The 13,781-nt window shown below is 67.2% G+C and carries 19 protein-coding genes, 2 tRNA genes and 1 pseudogene; 6 read left to right on the top strand and 16 right to left on the bottom strand.

What is annotated here, in order from left to right:
- Window positions 1-66: 66 nt before the first annotated feature.
- Both G6016_RS12515 and G6016_RS12510 read right to left on the bottom strand, forming a co-directional pair.
- Window positions 67-492 (bottom strand): nuclear transport factor 2 family protein, encoded by a 426-nt coding sequence (locus G6016_RS12515; RefSeq protein ID WP_182632969.1) that lies wholly within the window; start codon window positions 490-492, stop codon window positions 67-69.
- A complete protein-coding gene (locus G6016_RS12510; protein WP_241730278.1) occupies window positions 476-925 on the bottom strand; it encodes a nuclear transport factor 2 family protein in 450 nt (149 codons plus the stop codon). The genes G6016_RS12515 and G6016_RS12510 overlap by 17 nt, the downstream gene beginning before the upstream one ends.
- 32 nt (window positions 926-957) lie before the next feature.
- On the opposite strand from G6016_RS12510, the gene G6016_RS12505 reads away from it, so the two are divergent.
- Window positions 958-1,227: a hypothetical protein gene (locus G6016_RS12505; RefSeq protein WP_182632968.1), complete on the top strand. Its 270-nt coding sequence runs from the start codon at window positions 958-960 to the stop codon at window positions 1,225-1,227.
- 70 nt (window positions 1,228-1,297) lie between these two features.
- Here G6016_RS12505 and G6016_RS12500 read toward each other — a convergent pair whose 3' ends face one another.
- The 12 genes from G6016_RS12500 to G6016_RS12445 all read right to left on the bottom strand — a co-directional run bounded on the left by G6016_RS12500 (window position 1,298) and on the right by G6016_RS12445 (window position 7,888).
- Entirely contained in the window at window positions 1,298-1,615 is a 318-nt protein-coding gene (locus G6016_RS12500) for an META domain-containing protein (protein WP_206682310.1), read from the bottom strand.
- Between the two features lie 107 nt (window positions 1,616-1,722).
- A tRNA-OTHER gene (locus tag G6016_RS12495) sits at window positions 1,723-1,797 on the bottom strand.
- A gap of 376 nt (window positions 1,798-2,173) precedes the next feature.
- Entirely contained in the window at window positions 2,174-2,452 is a 279-nt protein-coding gene (locus G6016_RS12490) for an HNH endonuclease (protein WP_182632966.1), read from the bottom strand.
- Window positions 2,453-2,542: 90 nt separating this feature from the next.
- Entirely contained in the window at window positions 2,543-3,391 is an 849-nt protein-coding gene (locus G6016_RS12485) for a phage major capsid protein (RefSeq protein ID WP_182632965.1), read from the bottom strand.
- Between the two features lie 172 nt (window positions 3,392-3,563).
- Window positions 3,564-4,001, bottom strand: a complete 438-nt coding sequence (locus G6016_RS12480) for a hypothetical protein (protein WP_182632964.1) — start codon at window positions 3,999-4,001, stop codon at window positions 3,564-3,566.
- 2 nt (window positions 4,002-4,003) lie between these two features.
- Window positions 4,004-4,273, bottom strand: coding sequence for a hypothetical protein (locus G6016_RS12475; RefSeq protein WP_182632963.1), 270 nt, complete (start codon window positions 4,271-4,273; stop codon window positions 4,004-4,006).
- A complete protein-coding gene (locus tag G6016_RS12470; protein WP_182632962.1) occupies window positions 4,270-4,446 on the bottom strand; it encodes a hypothetical protein in 177 nt (58 codons plus the stop codon). The genes G6016_RS12475 and G6016_RS12470 overlap by 4 nt, the downstream gene beginning before the upstream one ends.
- The gene (locus G6016_RS12465) at window positions 4,443-4,721 is read right to left on the bottom strand and encodes a WhiB family transcriptional regulator (RefSeq protein WP_182632961.1); all 279 of its coding nucleotides are present in this window, start codon (window positions 4,719-4,721) and stop codon (window positions 4,443-4,445) included. The genes G6016_RS12470 and G6016_RS12465 overlap by 4 nt, the downstream gene beginning before the upstream one ends.
- Complete coding sequence (locus G6016_RS12460) at window positions 4,718-6,478, bottom strand: DNA primase family protein (protein WP_182632960.1); 1,761 nt, start codon at window positions 6,476-6,478, stop codon at window positions 4,718-4,720. The genes G6016_RS12465 and G6016_RS12460 overlap by 4 nt, the downstream gene beginning before the upstream one ends.
- Window positions 6,475-7,218: a bifunctional DNA primase/polymerase gene (locus tag G6016_RS12455; protein WP_182632959.1), complete on the bottom strand. Its 744-nt coding sequence runs from the start codon at window positions 7,216-7,218 to the stop codon at window positions 6,475-6,477. The genes G6016_RS12460 and G6016_RS12455 overlap by 4 nt, the downstream gene beginning before the upstream one ends.
- On the bottom strand, window positions 7,215-7,676 hold the full coding sequence (locus tag G6016_RS12450; protein ID WP_182632958.1) for a hypothetical protein: 462 nt from the start codon (window positions 7,674-7,676) through the stop codon (window positions 7,215-7,217). The genes G6016_RS12455 and G6016_RS12450 overlap by 4 nt, the downstream gene beginning before the upstream one ends.
- A gap of 5 nt (window positions 7,677-7,681) precedes the next feature.
- Window positions 7,682-7,888, bottom strand: a complete 207-nt coding sequence (locus tag G6016_RS12445) for a DNA-binding protein (RefSeq protein WP_182632957.1) — start codon at window positions 7,886-7,888, stop codon at window positions 7,682-7,684.
- A 107-nt stretch (window positions 7,889-7,995) separates the two neighbouring features.
- Here G6016_RS12445 and G6016_RS12440 point away from each other — a divergent pair, with 107 nt between their 5' ends.
- Both G6016_RS12440 and G6016_RS12435 read left to right on the top strand, forming a co-directional pair.
- The gene (locus G6016_RS12440) at window positions 7,996-8,664 is read left to right on the top strand and encodes a helix-turn-helix domain-containing protein (RefSeq protein ID WP_182632956.1); all 669 of its coding nucleotides are present in this window, start codon (window positions 7,996-7,998) and stop codon (window positions 8,662-8,664) included.
- Window positions 8,657-9,808, top strand: a complete 1,152-nt coding sequence (locus tag G6016_RS12435) for a tyrosine-type recombinase/integrase (protein WP_182632955.1) — start codon at window positions 8,657-8,659, stop codon at window positions 9,806-9,808. Before G6016_RS12440 ends, G6016_RS12435 begins: the two co-directional genes overlap by 8 nt.
- A 65-nt stretch (window positions 9,809-9,873) precedes the next feature.
- On the opposite strand, the gene G6016_RS12430 is transcribed toward G6016_RS12435, so the two are convergent.
- A tRNA-Thr gene (locus tag G6016_RS12430) sits at window positions 9,874-9,946 on the bottom strand.
- A gap of 77 nt (window positions 9,947-10,023) precedes the next feature.
- On the opposite strand from G6016_RS12430, the gene G6016_RS12425 reads away from it, so the two are divergent.
- From G6016_RS12425 to G6016_RS12415, 3 genes are all read left to right on the top strand, one after another.
- Window positions 10,024-11,406 carry a threonine/serine exporter family protein gene (locus G6016_RS12425; protein WP_182632954.1) on the top strand — a complete coding sequence of 461 codons (1,383 nt, stop codon included), beginning with the start codon at window positions 10,024-10,026 and terminating at the stop codon, window positions 11,404-11,406.
- A 74-nt stretch (window positions 11,407-11,480) separates the two neighbouring features.
- Window positions 11,481-11,660, top strand: coding sequence for a hypothetical protein (locus tag G6016_RS12420; protein ID WP_182632953.1), 180 nt, complete (start codon window positions 11,481-11,483; stop codon window positions 11,658-11,660).
- 106 nt (window positions 11,661-11,766) lie between these two features.
- Window positions 11,767-13,218: a trehalose-6-phosphate synthase gene (locus G6016_RS12415; RefSeq protein WP_182632952.1), complete on the top strand. Its 1,452-nt coding sequence runs from the start codon at window positions 11,767-11,769 to the stop codon at window positions 13,216-13,218.
- A gap of 69 nt (window positions 13,219-13,287) precedes the next feature.
- On the opposite strand, the pseudogene G6016_RS12410 reads toward G6016_RS12415, so the two are convergent.
- A pseudogene (locus tag G6016_RS12410) lies at window positions 13,288-13,781 on the bottom strand (hypothetical protein); the annotation flags it as partial.

Genomic DNA, 13,781 nt, shown 5'->3' with positions numbered 1-13,781 from the left:
ACCGTAAGAAGACTTCAAATGCGGACCACTAGGCCTGCGCTATCCCACGGGACCCGCTGCGCGCGTTCAGTGACCGAGCGCGCGCGTGACGACGCCCATGTCCTGGTAGTCCACCCACCGGCACACCAGTCCGTCGCGGAACTCGAAGAATGCCCCCACCTCGAGGACGATCTCCTTGCCGCCGATCGTCAGGTAGGTGGTCCGGTTGATCGCCGCGGTGTCCCCCGCCGCCAGCATGTGGTGGATCTCCACTTGGATGTTCGTCGACACCTCGGTGTTGAACTCGATGATGTGCTGCAGCCCCTCGTGCCCGCGAACGGTCTGGATGCCCTCGATCCGCAGCTCCAGGTCGGGCGTGCAGCAGGCGATGGCCCCCTCGATGTCGCCGGAGAAGGCGGCCTCGATCAGTGCGCGAGCAATCTGCCGGATGTCCTTGCCCGGACCGCCGGGAGTGTCGGCGGAGCCGCCGGGCCCGCTACCCGACGAGTGCATCGAGCGCCTCGAGGCTCTTGTAATCGGCCCACCGGGTGACGAGTCCGTCCGAGACCTCGACGAACGAGCAGCCGCGGATCTCGACGCCGCCGCTGGGGATCGTGTACCGCTCGAGCCGGCGCAGCGCCACGACACCGTTGGACTCCAGGACCTCCCCCTCGAAGGAGATCTCGAGGAATCCGGCGAGACGCGCGAAATCCGCGACGATGTCGCGGATCCCCTCGTGCCCCTCGTAGCGACGGATCTGGCCGGTTGTATAAACGATCGACGACGACGACAACGCGATCGCCGTGACCGCATCACCTGAAACGACCGCCGTATTCCACGCCATCGCGATCTCACTCGCCAACTGGTCCATCGCGGGCCCCGCTCCCTCGATAAGGTCGTGGTCGACACGGTCAGTGATGCTCGAGCCGATAAGTGATGAAGACATCCTACCCAGCGACAGGTGAGGAGTATTACGAGATGACGTCACGGCCCCAGGACATTTATCCGCAGATGGGTGACATGGCGCGCACGGTCGCCGAACTGGCCGACGAGCTCGCGATCCTGCGCGCGACGTGCGAAACCTGGGATACGGCTGAGCTGCGGGTCGATTCCGGCTCGTCGTGGTCGACGGACGAATCGGTCGCAGCGGTCCTCGGCGATCTCGCCGGGGCGGAGGAATCGTTGCGCGCGGCGCGGGGCCGGATCGAGGGGGCCTGGGCGGCGGTGGGGCGGCTCGCCTCCGATTGAGATGGAGCAGAGTCCTGGGCGCGGCGGGGAGCTCCGCAGAGCCCGAGGCGGGGCCCGAGGCGGGGCCACGTCACTGCCGGTCGAGGACGCCGATCTCCTGGCCATCGATGTTGAAGATCGTCAGCGCGTCACCGTCGACGGCGCCGGTGTGGAGGCGGGCGAGCCAGTCGTCCACGTCCTCGCACATCATCATCGTCGTGGCCACGCCCACGAACTCCACGGCCTCGCTGGCGTCCTCCCAGGACCCCATGAGCCGGTTGCAGCCGTCGGAGCCGGTCAGGCCGCCGTCCTCGGCGAGTTCCAGGTGGGCGCCGTCGGTGGGCCCCCAGATACCCACGGGCGAGGGTGACTCGGGCTCGGACGAGGCGCATCCGGATAGCGGGACCATGGCTGCGAGTATGCACCCGACCGCGGAAAGTGTGCGTGACATGGGCACTCCCGTCCCCCGGTGCCGGCCGTGATGCTCCGGCGTGCCGGTCGAGGTACCGGCAGGAGAGCTGGAGACGAGACTTGAACTCGCAACCGCCCGGTGAAAACCGAGCGTAACCCACACTCCTGCCAGACTTCAGCATTCCGGCTTACGCAGGTCAAACAGTTGGCTGGCCACTCGGCAGCGCCAACGATTCCAGCGGTTGTTGCGAGTTTTCGATGGGTAAACGATGGGTGCGCCGAACACGGTCCGGATTCGGACAATCCCGTCCACCCCGCGTGCGCGAGGGACCACGGCGATAAACACGTCGGTTGCCGCCATCATCACCGCAACTGCGAGGTCACCACGACCGCACAGCAACCACGGCGATAAACACCGCGGATACCGCCAAAAACACCGCAACCCCCTGACCAGCACAAACACACCACCCCTGGGGTTTGGAATGTCGGGGAGGGACGCGCTTACGCCGGGGAGTGCGGGAGACGGCCGGGGTCGGGGTACCCCCCCAGGTATCGGTCAGGCGGGTCGGTTGAGGCTGCCGGATCGCTTGAGGATGGGGGTGGTGTATCTGTCGCCTTTGACTCTGTTGCAGCGTTGCCCGGTGTTGTGGTGGGCGGGCTTGAGGTTGGTCCGGTCGTTGGTGCCGCCGTGCGCCAGGGGGATGACGTGGTCTATGGCGTCGGCTCCGGGTAGTCCGCAGATGTGGCAGGTGTCGGATTCTTTGAGGATGGCGGCGCGGATGGCTCGCCATTGTTTTGTGTCGGATGGTCGGCGGTGGGTTTGGTGTGGGCGCATTGGTTGGTCTCCCCTGTTGAGGGTGTGCTGACACCAACGCTGAGCAACCGTTTGTGTGATTGCTCAGCGTTGATGATCTGGTGAGAATCGTCAGTCGCTGGCGACCTCGAAGGTTGCGACTCGATCCGGTCGAACGAGAAGCGCACCGAACCGGAACACGCAGCGCACCGCGACACTGTCGCTGGTAAAGAACGCTGAGTCGTTGGTTGCGACCTCAACGTTGCTGACTGCGGACACGATGGCGCTGCGGTCGAAGATGAAGCCGGTGCCGGAGGGCACCGCGTTGTCGACGCGGACCGGCAGGGACAGTAGCGACTGCGCCGCGTCCTGGGTGCCCGCACCGAGTAGTGCGGCGGCGCTGCCGGTTGCTGACTTGATCTTGCGCAAACTTGCCCAAGTATCAGGAGCAAGCAAGATCCCGGAAGGTGTTGCGCCGTTCGCCTCGATGGTGGCGACCAGGTCAACGATGACGTCAAGGTTGTCGGCCACGTCATCGTTGGCGGTGACGATGTCAGGGTCGGTGAGGATGCCGGCCGGGGGTGTGGTGTCCGGCCCGACTGGTGCGGGCTGGTTGAGGTATGCGTGGTTGGCGGCCTTGATGACGCTGCGGCGCATGGAGTCGGACAGCATCCCGGCGGTGCCGGACTGGATGTATTGCTCCCTCGAGATGCGGACGACGGTTGCGACTTTGCCTGTGCTGACGACCTTCTCGGAGAGCACGGGGTTGGCGTGGTCGATCTCGGCGCCCTCGGCGGTGAAGCTGGCGACGTCGTCCTCGACGTACGGGACGCGCACCACTGGTGAGTCTCCCTCGACGGAACCTGCCACTGTGGAGGTGGACAGGACAAGGGCGTCGGGGATGACGTCGGCCGCGGGGAACGCGACCACGTCAGGCGACCAGGCGGCCGCGGTTGTGTTGGTAGTGATCGGGCTGGACATGGTGTGTCCTTTCGGGTCAGGCGACACCAAAGGGGCCGCCAAGAAACGTTGGTTTCTAATGGCGGCCCCTGGGCCTGTCCACCGCCCCCGCTGGGGGTCACGTCACGCGGGGGCGGGCCTCTGGCCCGCTGGTCCTGCGTTGCCGTTGATTGTACCCCGCCGGGGTGTCAGATCACTTGGGGGCGAACGCGGCCTTCCATCCCTGCGACCCGCTGGGGTTGGTCGTGCGGCCCTCGGACGGTACGGGCTGCATGTGCACTCCCACTCGCTGCAAGCCAAGTGTTTCGACGGCGTGGTCAGCGGCGGCGGTGACCTTCTGGGCGTCGATGCCGCCAGCCTCGTCGAGCAAGTCCTCGAGCTGCACGCCACTGGCCCAAAAGCCTTCCGTGGGGACCTTCTGGGCCTTCACTCGATCCTCGACGGCGGCACGCCGTAGCGCGGTCACGGTCTCGGCCAGGGCGTCCCGCTCGGACTCCGCGGCCCGCAACTGGCGCCTGTATCTTGCGGCCTCGGCGTTTCGGTTCTCCGTCGCCTGGGGCTGGTCCTCGGTCGGGGTATCGGTGGTCTGGTCGTCGACCTCGGTGGCCTCGGTGGTGGTCTGGTCGGTCACGGTCACTTCTCCTTCTCTTCGGTGGTGGGTCCAGCGAGGATTTGCCGGACCGCGTCCCTGTTGGCCTCGCGCCACTCGTCGCCTGCGGTCATGAGGTTCACGGCTGGGGCGAGAATGTCGCCAGCGAGGGTTGCCAACGCGACTGCGAGCACGCCCACGACCTCGTCACGCGAGTACAGGTCCAGGTGCCGCTGGATCAGCGAACGCACGTCTTCGCGGTCGGTGGTGGCGGCGAGGTTGAGGGCCAGCAGGCGCCCGGTTGTTGCAGTCACTTGGACTCCTCGGTGGCGTCGACGAGGGTGTCCGCCAGGCGGACGGCCTCAGCGGCTGAAAGGTGGAAGTGGGTTGTCCCCACGGTGATTCGTGCCCCGTCGCGGGTGCGTTCCACTCGGAGGTCTGCATAGATGGCGGGCATCTTCACACGGGTGATGCGGCGGGATTTCATGGCTTCTCCTTGAGTCGGATGGGTCGGCCGTTGAGGTCGTAGGGCTGGCCGGCCCAGGTGCCGACTCGGTGGCGGGGTCGTGCGTTGGACGCGTACCCCCGGCAGTCGTCGAGGATCGGGCAGGTGCCGCAGATGGTTTGTGCGCGGTAGACGCGGGCGGTGTAGTGCTCCTGGTCCTCGTCATCCCGGCGGGGGTCGAAAAGATCCCACCGGCCCAGGCATGCGGCGCCGGTCCACCGGTCTTGGCCGGCCAGCAACTCGGTCAGCGGGGTCATGCCGCGCTCGCGACCCTCAGGTATCGGTCGCCTTCCAGAGTTGCCAGCCCGGCGCGCAGCAGGGCCTGCAGCACGTCGTCGGTTTGCTCGCGGTACGGCTTCGGGACCGATCCAGCGATGTTCTTGGCGGTCTGCCCAAACTCGGTGGACAGGCTTCCGAGGACGATGTTCTGCACCTCGGCATCCGGCTCGGTATAGCCCACAATGGGGAAATATGTGGGCCATCCGGTCCCACCCCCGTTGACCTGCGGTTTCTCAGGGGTAGGTGGGTCCACATGCGTGGGGGCCGGTTCGGGGTGGGTCTGGGTCGAAATCCCACCTTCGTCAGCGTTTCCGCTGGTCAGGGCGGGTGGGTCCACATGGTCCGGGTCTTTCCCTATTGTAGGCTCCGTTACGGGCTCCGCGAGTGACCGGAACCGGATGCCTCGCAGCACCTTCACTCGGCTGTCGCCCTGCCGATTGCGGCCGATCTCCACGTGCGCCGCAGCGGACTTCACGTCTCGCACGAACACGCTCTTGGACGTCCTGCGGTGCCCGTTTTCCTCGACCCACGTGGACCACGCCGCGTATAGGTCATCGGTCGGAATCGACCCTGCAGAGTCCTTCACGGTCTCCTGCCGCAGGAACGCGCTGATCGGTGACGCGAGGTCGCCCATCATCTGCACGAACGCTTGCGACGACTCGGGCACGGAGAAGGTGCCGTTGGTCGTCAGCCGGTCCAGGCCGTCGAGTGCCCAGTTCAAGATCCCCGGCAGCTCGGCGCTAATACGCCGATCCAGGGTGCGGTCCTCGCGCCCGAGGAACGACTTGTTCATCGTGATCACGATCATGCGGTTGGCCAGAGCACCGGATGCGTCACCGAGCCTGGGCAGCTCGTTCGACATGATCGCGATACGCGCCGATATGCGGCCCGTCCACGGCTCCCGGTACTTCCGATCGATCGTCAGGGTGTCCTCCCCGCTGATCGACAGGAGGCGCTCCACGACGGTGTGAGTGTCGCCGCTCATCCGGGCATCGCTGATCATCGCCAGCGACTTGCCCACGAGCGGGGCCAGCCCGAAGTTCTGCCCGAGCGAGGACAGGGTGGGGCCGGCAACGTTCTCCCGGCCAACGAGCGCGTTTAGAGCGCGCGCGATTGTGCCTTTGCCTGAGCGGGTCGGCCCGATGATCATCATCATTTTCTGAAGATCGGTGCGCCCCGACAGGACGTATCCGGTCCACTCCTGCAGCGCCGCGATGGCCTCGGCGTCCTCGCCCCACACTGAGTCCAGGAACCCGTCCCACGCCGGTGTGGGCACCTTCTCGGGCGCGTACGGGAACGGCACCGCCACGAGGTTCCAGAACTTCGGGGTGTGCGCGATCTGCTGGCGCGACGTCACGTGCACAAGCGTGTTCTCGCAGGCGATGATCTCGTGCGCCGGGGCGATCTCGTCACCGAGCCACGTGTGCGGCTCGGTGCGTGAGTCGAGCAGGGCCACGGCGTCCAGGGCTTCCAGGACGTCGCCCACTTTCCTGCGGTTCGGTGCCCACGGCACCAGCTCCCCGTCGTCATTCTCATACAGCGCGGACTCAAGCACCGCGTAGACCTTCGACCGCAGGGTCGAGAACTCGATCTCCTGCCAGCGCGGACCTGTCCACTCATACCAGTCCCCCCTCCAGCGCCGCAGGGTCAGCACACCGGCCCGCGTCCAGCGGTGCACAATCTGCCGCGCCACTTCCATCGGGAACCGGGGAGCAGGAAACACCACTGTGCTCATGCGGCCCTCCCCTCGGCAGAGCGGGCAGTGGCGGCGATCTCCGAAGCGGTCAGCCCGACCTCTGCAGCAGCAGCGCGCAGCATCTCGATCTGCTCGGGGGTCGCACCCCGCTCAAGTGCGCGACACATCGCCCAGAAGAAGATGCCGTTCCGGGTGCCGACCTCGGCCTGCAGCACCGTCCTCACAAGCGACGACGACGGGAACACGGTGCTCGGTGTCGGCCGGGTGCCGCGCGGATGCTCCTGAGGCATGTGCAGCACCTTGGGCAGCAGATGCTCGGGAAGGTCAACAACTTCGGCATCGTGCTCCACGCGGTAGCGGTTTCCCGACTCGTGGATCGACGGCGGGGCCACGAGAAACCCGGTACGACTCTTGACGTCGATGCCCTTGGTTCCGAGCACCGCCCCGCGCACCGCGTACGTGCTGTCTTCGGGCAGCCAGAAATACAGATGCAGACCACCGCCCCCGGTTCGCACCGTGTGTGTCTCCGGGAGGACACCGAGCTGCACCAGCGAGCCACCGGAGCGGGGGTCAATGTCGATCACGACCATGCCTTCGGTCGGTCGCACACCGATGTTCGCGTTCGGCATCCGCGTCCACCAGTCGCGGATCTGGGCGGTGTCGCGAGTCGCATCGTCCTTGCCATGAGTACACGCTGGGGCCTTGCCCCTCGGCACGAGCGGAAGCACTTCCAGCCCCTGCTCGGCCAGGTCCAGCGCAGCCTGCAGGTAGTCGGTCACTTGAAGTACTCCGTCAGCTCGTAGAACCGCGCCCGGTCCGCGGCGCTCATGCGGGGCAGGAACGCCTCAGTGGTCTCCATCGGCTCGGCGTAGAACTCGATCAGCCGCACCAGGTCTTCGCGCTTCTGCTGGCGGGCGTACTCCCGGTCCGCCTCGGCCCGCAGGGCGTCGGCAGCGGCTCTCAGATCATCGTTAGTGGCGCGCAGGATCAGGTGCAGCTCGGCGTCGGTCGGGGTCGAGCCGTCGCGCATGCGGATCAGGTCCAGGTGCTCGGCGTTCACCGAGTCGCGCACGGACTTTGCGTCCACTCGGGTGAGCACGTCGACAATGGCGGGGCTATGGTTGGGCACAACGGCCTCCTTGGTCGTGGTTGGTTGGTCGCCCTCGGTGCGCAGTGACGTTGCAGCGTCAGCACCGGGGGTGCGCTTGTTCTTGGCGGCGAGTTTCGCCGGACTCATGCGGGTCATGCTGCGGCCACATCGGTCATGCCGAGCAGTTCCCGCAGGCCTGCAGTCGGGACGACATACCGCGATCCGATACGGACGACTCGGCAGGGGAATGTCCCGGCCTTGGCCGCGGCGTACCCGGACGACTTGCTGATGCCGATGGCGCGGCACGCGGTCTGGAGGTCTGTTGAGACTCCGAGGGCGTCGATTTCTTCTGGGGTCATCCCCACTCCTGTTCTGGATAGTGGCAGATGTTCCGTTAACTCTGCCTCTGTTCAGAATCATGGCACCGATTCCAGACAGGCGCAAGCGCTACAGGTAGCCTGCTTCTATGCCGAACAATCCGAAGGTGTCCCGCGGTAGTGAAGAAGCGCGTGCTTGGGCACGTCAGCGGGCAGCAGAGATGGGCCTCGGGGTGAAACGTGCCCGCGAAAAGGCCGGCCTATCCGCAGCGAAGCTCGAGGAGAAGACGCGCGAGCTGGGCTACCCGGTCACCAGGGGAACTATCGCGAAGATCGAGGGCGGGCACCGGGACGGGAAGTTCGACGTGGCCGAGGTCGTCATCCTCGCCACGGCCCTGGGCGTAGCGCCCATTGACATCGTTTACCCGCCAACCGCCATGCCCGTCGAGTACCTGCCCGGCCACACGTTGCCCACCGGAAGCGCGCTCATGAAGTTCGCCAACTCCCACGCACTTTCCCTCGCCACCGAACGGAGAGAGCTCGTACAGACGTTTGACCGCCGCTACGAGGACTTCCTCACCGCATGGGCCACGGTCGAGAACAACACTGACTCCACCCCTGAGGACAAGGTGCGTCTAGACGCGGTGATGGTCTCGCTCGGACTGAACGCGGAGGAGCTGCAGAGGAACTGGGAAGAGCTTCGACAGGTCGAACTCGTCGAAGGCGACGACCCTCGAGCGCCCGACTACGAACCGGGCCTCGAGATCATGAAGGAACGGCGGGCAGCACGGGGCCAGCGCCGCGAGAACGATGGCTAGGCCACCGCTCGAGATCGGCACATACGGGACGATCACCAGAACCGAGACCGCCCCCGGCAAGTGGCGGGCGCGTACCCGCTATCGCGATCACGACGGAGTCACCCGGCTCGTCGAGCGATACGGGGCCACAGGTGCAGCTGCGGAACGTGCCCTCAAGGCTGCGCTCCGGGACCGGGCAAGACCTGCCGGCGGTTACGAGATCACCGGCGACACCACCATTACCGACCTCGGGACCGCATGGATCTCGAGCATCTCCCGCACCGGCAAGGTGTCCCCGCAAACCATCGAGAAGTACGCCAGAACCGTCCGCAAACATGTCGTCCCGGCGCTCGGCGGGGTCCGCATAAACGAGATCTCCGTGGGGAAGCTCGAGCTGTTCCTCACCACTGTGGAAGCCGACGGGACCGCCCGCTGGTGCCGCGTATGTCTTACTGGAATGTTCTCAATGGCGGCCCGACACGACGCGATAGGTCAGAACCCTGTCCGCGAAACCTCAACCAGGGACAGGCCGGCCACAGAGATCCGCGCCATGACCCTCGAGGAGGTCACGCTCCTGCGGAAGAACATCGCGGCATGGGCCGGCAGTAACACGATGGGGCCACCACGCGGCGACGATCTCGCAGAACTGGTTGACGTCCTTCTCGGCACTGGCCTGCGGATCGGGGAAGCTCTCGCGCTTCGCTGGCCCCACATAGACCTCGACTCCGAGATCCCCACTATCACCGTGGCCGCGACGATCGCTCAAGTCGGTGGCACCTACTTCTTGCAGGAGACCGCCAAGACGAAGGCCGGCCACCGTACAGTCGTCCTGCCCCCGTTCGTTGTCGACGCCCTCCGCCGGCAACGCGACAGAGAACTCCCGGCAGAAAACGAGCTTGTTTTCCCCTCTACACGCGGCGGGGTCCGCTCCCCTAACAATGTGCGTCGGCAGCTCCGGCAAGCGCGTGGTGAGGAACTGGGATGGGTTACGTTCCACACGCTGCGCAGGACCACCGCGACGTTCATCGACAGGGCGGTCGGAGTCGATGCCGCGGCCGCGCAACTGGGCCACTCCGGGACCAGAGTTACCACCGCCCACTACGTCCAGAAGGCAGCGCTAGCCCCTGATCTCCGGGACGCGCTCGAGGCCATGCTCGACGTTTAAGGTGGGTTTCCGATGGGCACCGGCCCACATCTTCCGCCGCCACAGCCTGTTTCCGCTGGCCAGAGAGCTGGAGACGAGACTTGAACTCGCAACCGCCCGATTACAAGTCGGGTGCGCTACCAATTGCGCCACTCCAGCACGGCCTTCGGGGTCGCCGACGGCCTGCGATCATCCTAACCTGACCACCGACGCGACTCCCGACTACGGTATCCCCCGTGGAGACCCGCGACGCACTCAACCGCATCACCCGCCCCCTGGCGTGGCTCGGTGTCCGCAAGTCTGCGATGGACCTCGCGGCGGAACCGCCGCTGTCCCCCTTTGCGCCGGTCAATCTCGACGACGACGGCGCCGTCACCGACGTCCTCAATCTCGCCCTGGAGATCGGAAGCATCCTCCTGTCCTCCGGTGAGGGTGCCGCCGACACCGTGGCGCAGGCGGAGTCCGTGGCCGCAGCCTTCGGCCTGCCCAACGCCACGGTCGAGGTGACGTTCACGTCGCTGACGATCGGCGTCAACCGCCGTCGAGGTCGCCCGCCACTGTCGGTCATCCGGGTCGTCAACTACCGCACGGTCGATATGACACGGGTGACGCGCGTGGCCCGGCTCATCGACCTCATCGTCCGCCGACAACTCACCGTCGAACAGGCCGCGGACGAGGTGGAGAAGATCGTCGAGTCTCCGCACCCCCACTCGTTCCGGGTGGCAGTGCTCGGCTGGGCAATGCTGGGCTGCGCGGTGGTCGTCCAGCTCGGCGGCACCCCGCTGGCCGGGCTGGTGTCGATGGTGTCGACCTTCGCGCTCATGTACGCGAACCGCTACCTCGACGGCAAACGGCTGCCGACGTTCTTCCAGCAGGTCGTGGGCGGATTCATCGCCACCGCCTGGGCCCTCATCGCGTTCGTCCTGCTGGCGGACGTGTTCATCGAGATCCGACCATCCCAACTCGTCGCCGCGGGCATCATCGTCCTCCTCGCCGGGCTGACCCTCGTCGGCTCGATCGAGGACGCCATCACGGGGTTCCCCGTCACCTCCGCCGGCCGCGGGGTCGAGACGATGATCCTCACCGGCGGCGTCCTGGGCGGGATCACCATCGCGCTCGCACTCTTCGGCCGACTCGGGCTGTCCCCTCCCCCGATCGACCCGGCCATCCACGGAAACGCCCCCGTCCACGTGGCGATCCTCGCCGCCGCCGTGGGCGCCGCCGGCTTTGCCGTGGCCAGCTACGCCACCGTGCGGGCGACACTGCTCGCCGCGGCCGTCGGGGCGCTGGGTATGACGATCTACCAACTCGTCGTGGGATCCGGATTCGACGTCGTGGTGGGCTCCGGACTGGCCGCCTGCGCCATGGGCCTGGTCGGCGGCATCTTCGCCCGTATCGCCACGGTCCCACCGCTGGTCGTGACCATCGCCGGCATCACCCCCTTCCTGCCGGGCCTGTCCGTCTACCGCGGTCTGTCGGCGTTGACGAGCGACCAGACCGGTATCGGTCTCGGCCTGATGTTCACGGCACTGGCGATCGCGCTGTCACTGGCGGCGGGCATCGTCTTCGGCGAATGGGTGGCCCGCAATCTGCGCCGGACGGCCGCCGCCGACCAGTGACGTAGAATCAGCAGCGGACTTCCGCGCCCCGCCCCGGGACACCCGGGCAAGTCACCGACCACAGGAGGACATCGATGGCAGCCGCCGCCGAAAGCAAAGAGACCGACATCGAAGTCGAGCCGGTCGCGGACGAGACCGCGAACCAGGCCCGCCTGGTCGTGGCCTCCTACGCCACCGACGCCGAGGAGTGCCGCATGCTCCTCGACATGCTCGGCATCGGCCCCGAGGCGCCCGAGCCGGTGGACGCCGAGTAGGCGACCGACGAGACTGGTCGGCGAGGCCGGCCGACGAGACCGGCCCGCAGCGGCCAGTAGCGCAGTATGGTCACCAGCCAGATCGCCGACGTGAGGAGCGAGACGAGTGGGACGCGATGCCGGCACGAGCTCGTCCGGGGTTGGAGCCGACTTCGTCGTCGTCGCCAACCGTCTCCCCGTTGACCTCGTCCGCACCGCGGACGGCACCGAGCAGTGGAAGGCCAGCCCCGGCGGCCTCGTGACCGCGCTCGAATCCATCCTCAAGGCCAACCACGGCGCCTGGGTGGGCTGGCCCGGCGTCCCCGACGCGGTACCGGAACCGTTCGACTCGGACGGCATCCGGCTCCACTCGGTCCCCCTGTCCGCGCACGACGTCGAGCTCTACTACGAGGGTTTCTCCAACGCCACGCTCTGGCCGCTGTTCCACGACGTGGTGGTGCCGCCCGAGTACCACCGCGAATGGTGGAACTCCTACCGCGACGTCAACGAGCGCTTCGCCGAGGCCACCGCCGCCGCGGCCGCCCACGGCGCCACCGTGTGGGTGCAGGACTACCAGCTACTCCTGGTCCCCCGCCTGCTGCGCGAGCTCCGCCCCGACCTGACCATCGGGTTTTTCCTCCACATCCCGTTCCCGCCCGTCGAACTGTTCATGCAGCTGCCGTGGCGCACGGAGCTGGTCGAGGGCATGCTCGGCGCCGACCTGGTGGGCTTCCACCTTCCCGGCGGTGCCGACAATTTCCGCATCCTCGCCAATAAACTCCGCGGGCACCCGTCCGTGCGGCTGACCTCCAGCAAGACCAAGGCCGCCGAGATCCGCGTCGACGACCGCATGGTGCGGGTCGGCGCGTTCCCCATCTCGATCGACTCCACCGCTGTGGACTCCCTCGCCCGCTCCCGCGAGACGCTCGCCCGAGCCGCGCGACTGCGCGACGAACTGGGCTCCCCGCGCGTGCTGATGCTGGGTGTGGACCGGCTGGACTACACCAAGGGCATCGACGTGCGCCTGCGCGCCCTGGAGGAACTGTTCGAGGAGGGCCGGCTGGACCCGGCCGAGGTGACGTTCCTGCAGTTGGCCACGCCGAGCCGCGAACGCGTCGAGCAGTACCAGATCATGCGGTCGCGGATCGAGGAGTCGGTCGGCCGCATCAACGGCATGTTCGGGGAGATCGGGCAGCCGGTCGTGACCTACATCCACCGGCCCGTCCCCAAGTCGGAGCTCACCGCCTTCTACGCGGCCGCCGACGTCATGCTGGTCACGCCCGTGCGCGACGGCATGAACCTGGTCGCCAAGGAGTACGTCGCCACCTGCACCGACGGCGCGGGGGCGCTGGTGCTCAGCGAGTTCGCGGGCGCCGCCAACGAACTGCGCCAGGCCTACCTGTGCAATCCGCACGACCTGGAGGGTGTCAAGGACGCGATCATGGCGGCGGCCGTCGAGGACCTGCCGGAGGAGCGTCGCCGCCGCATGCGGGCCCTGCGCCGCCAGGTGCTGGGCAACGACGTCCACGCGTGGGCACGCCGCTTCTTCGACACGCTGGACGCGACCTCCGACAGCTGAGCGCCGGGGCCCCTCGTAGGGTCCCGGCGCCCGCGTCACAGTTCCTGCGCGATCACAGCTCGTGCGGAGTCACAGCGCGTTGAGCTTGGCCAACTTCCAGGTGTCGCCGTCGCGCTGCATCTGCAGGCTGAGCCTGGAGGCGGAGCTGGCGGCCTCGGGCGCCTCCTTGGTGGAGACCATCCGGTTCAGCATCACCAGCACGGTCACGTTGTCGGCGTCCACGACTTCCTGCGGCGCGGCGGCGGCGACGGTCGCGTAGACGGTGGCCTCCTGCTGTTTGGCGGCGGAGGCGACGGTCGGCATGGATTGTTCGACGAACTCCCCCAGTGCCGGTTCGGCGAGTTTGGGGCGCACGGCGGCGAGGTCGGCGTCGACGGTGCGGTGGTCGTAGGTGAACATCTGGGTGGCGATCTCGCGCGCCGCGTCGGTGGCCGCGCGGGGCGCGTCCGCGACCTGCTGTTCGGCGGCCGTGGCCTCGCGGGCCTCGACGTACTGCCAGGTGGCCAACCCTGCGACGACGACGAGGACCACCGACACCGCCGCCAGGGCGCGGGTGAGCACCT

This window comes from Dietzia aerolata, assembly GCF_014144865.1.
GTDB classification, from domain to species: domain Bacteria; phylum Actinomycetota; class Actinomycetes; order Mycobacteriales; family Mycobacteriaceae; genus Dietzia; species Dietzia aerolata.
This window is presented reverse-complemented; position numbering and strand designations above follow the sequence as displayed.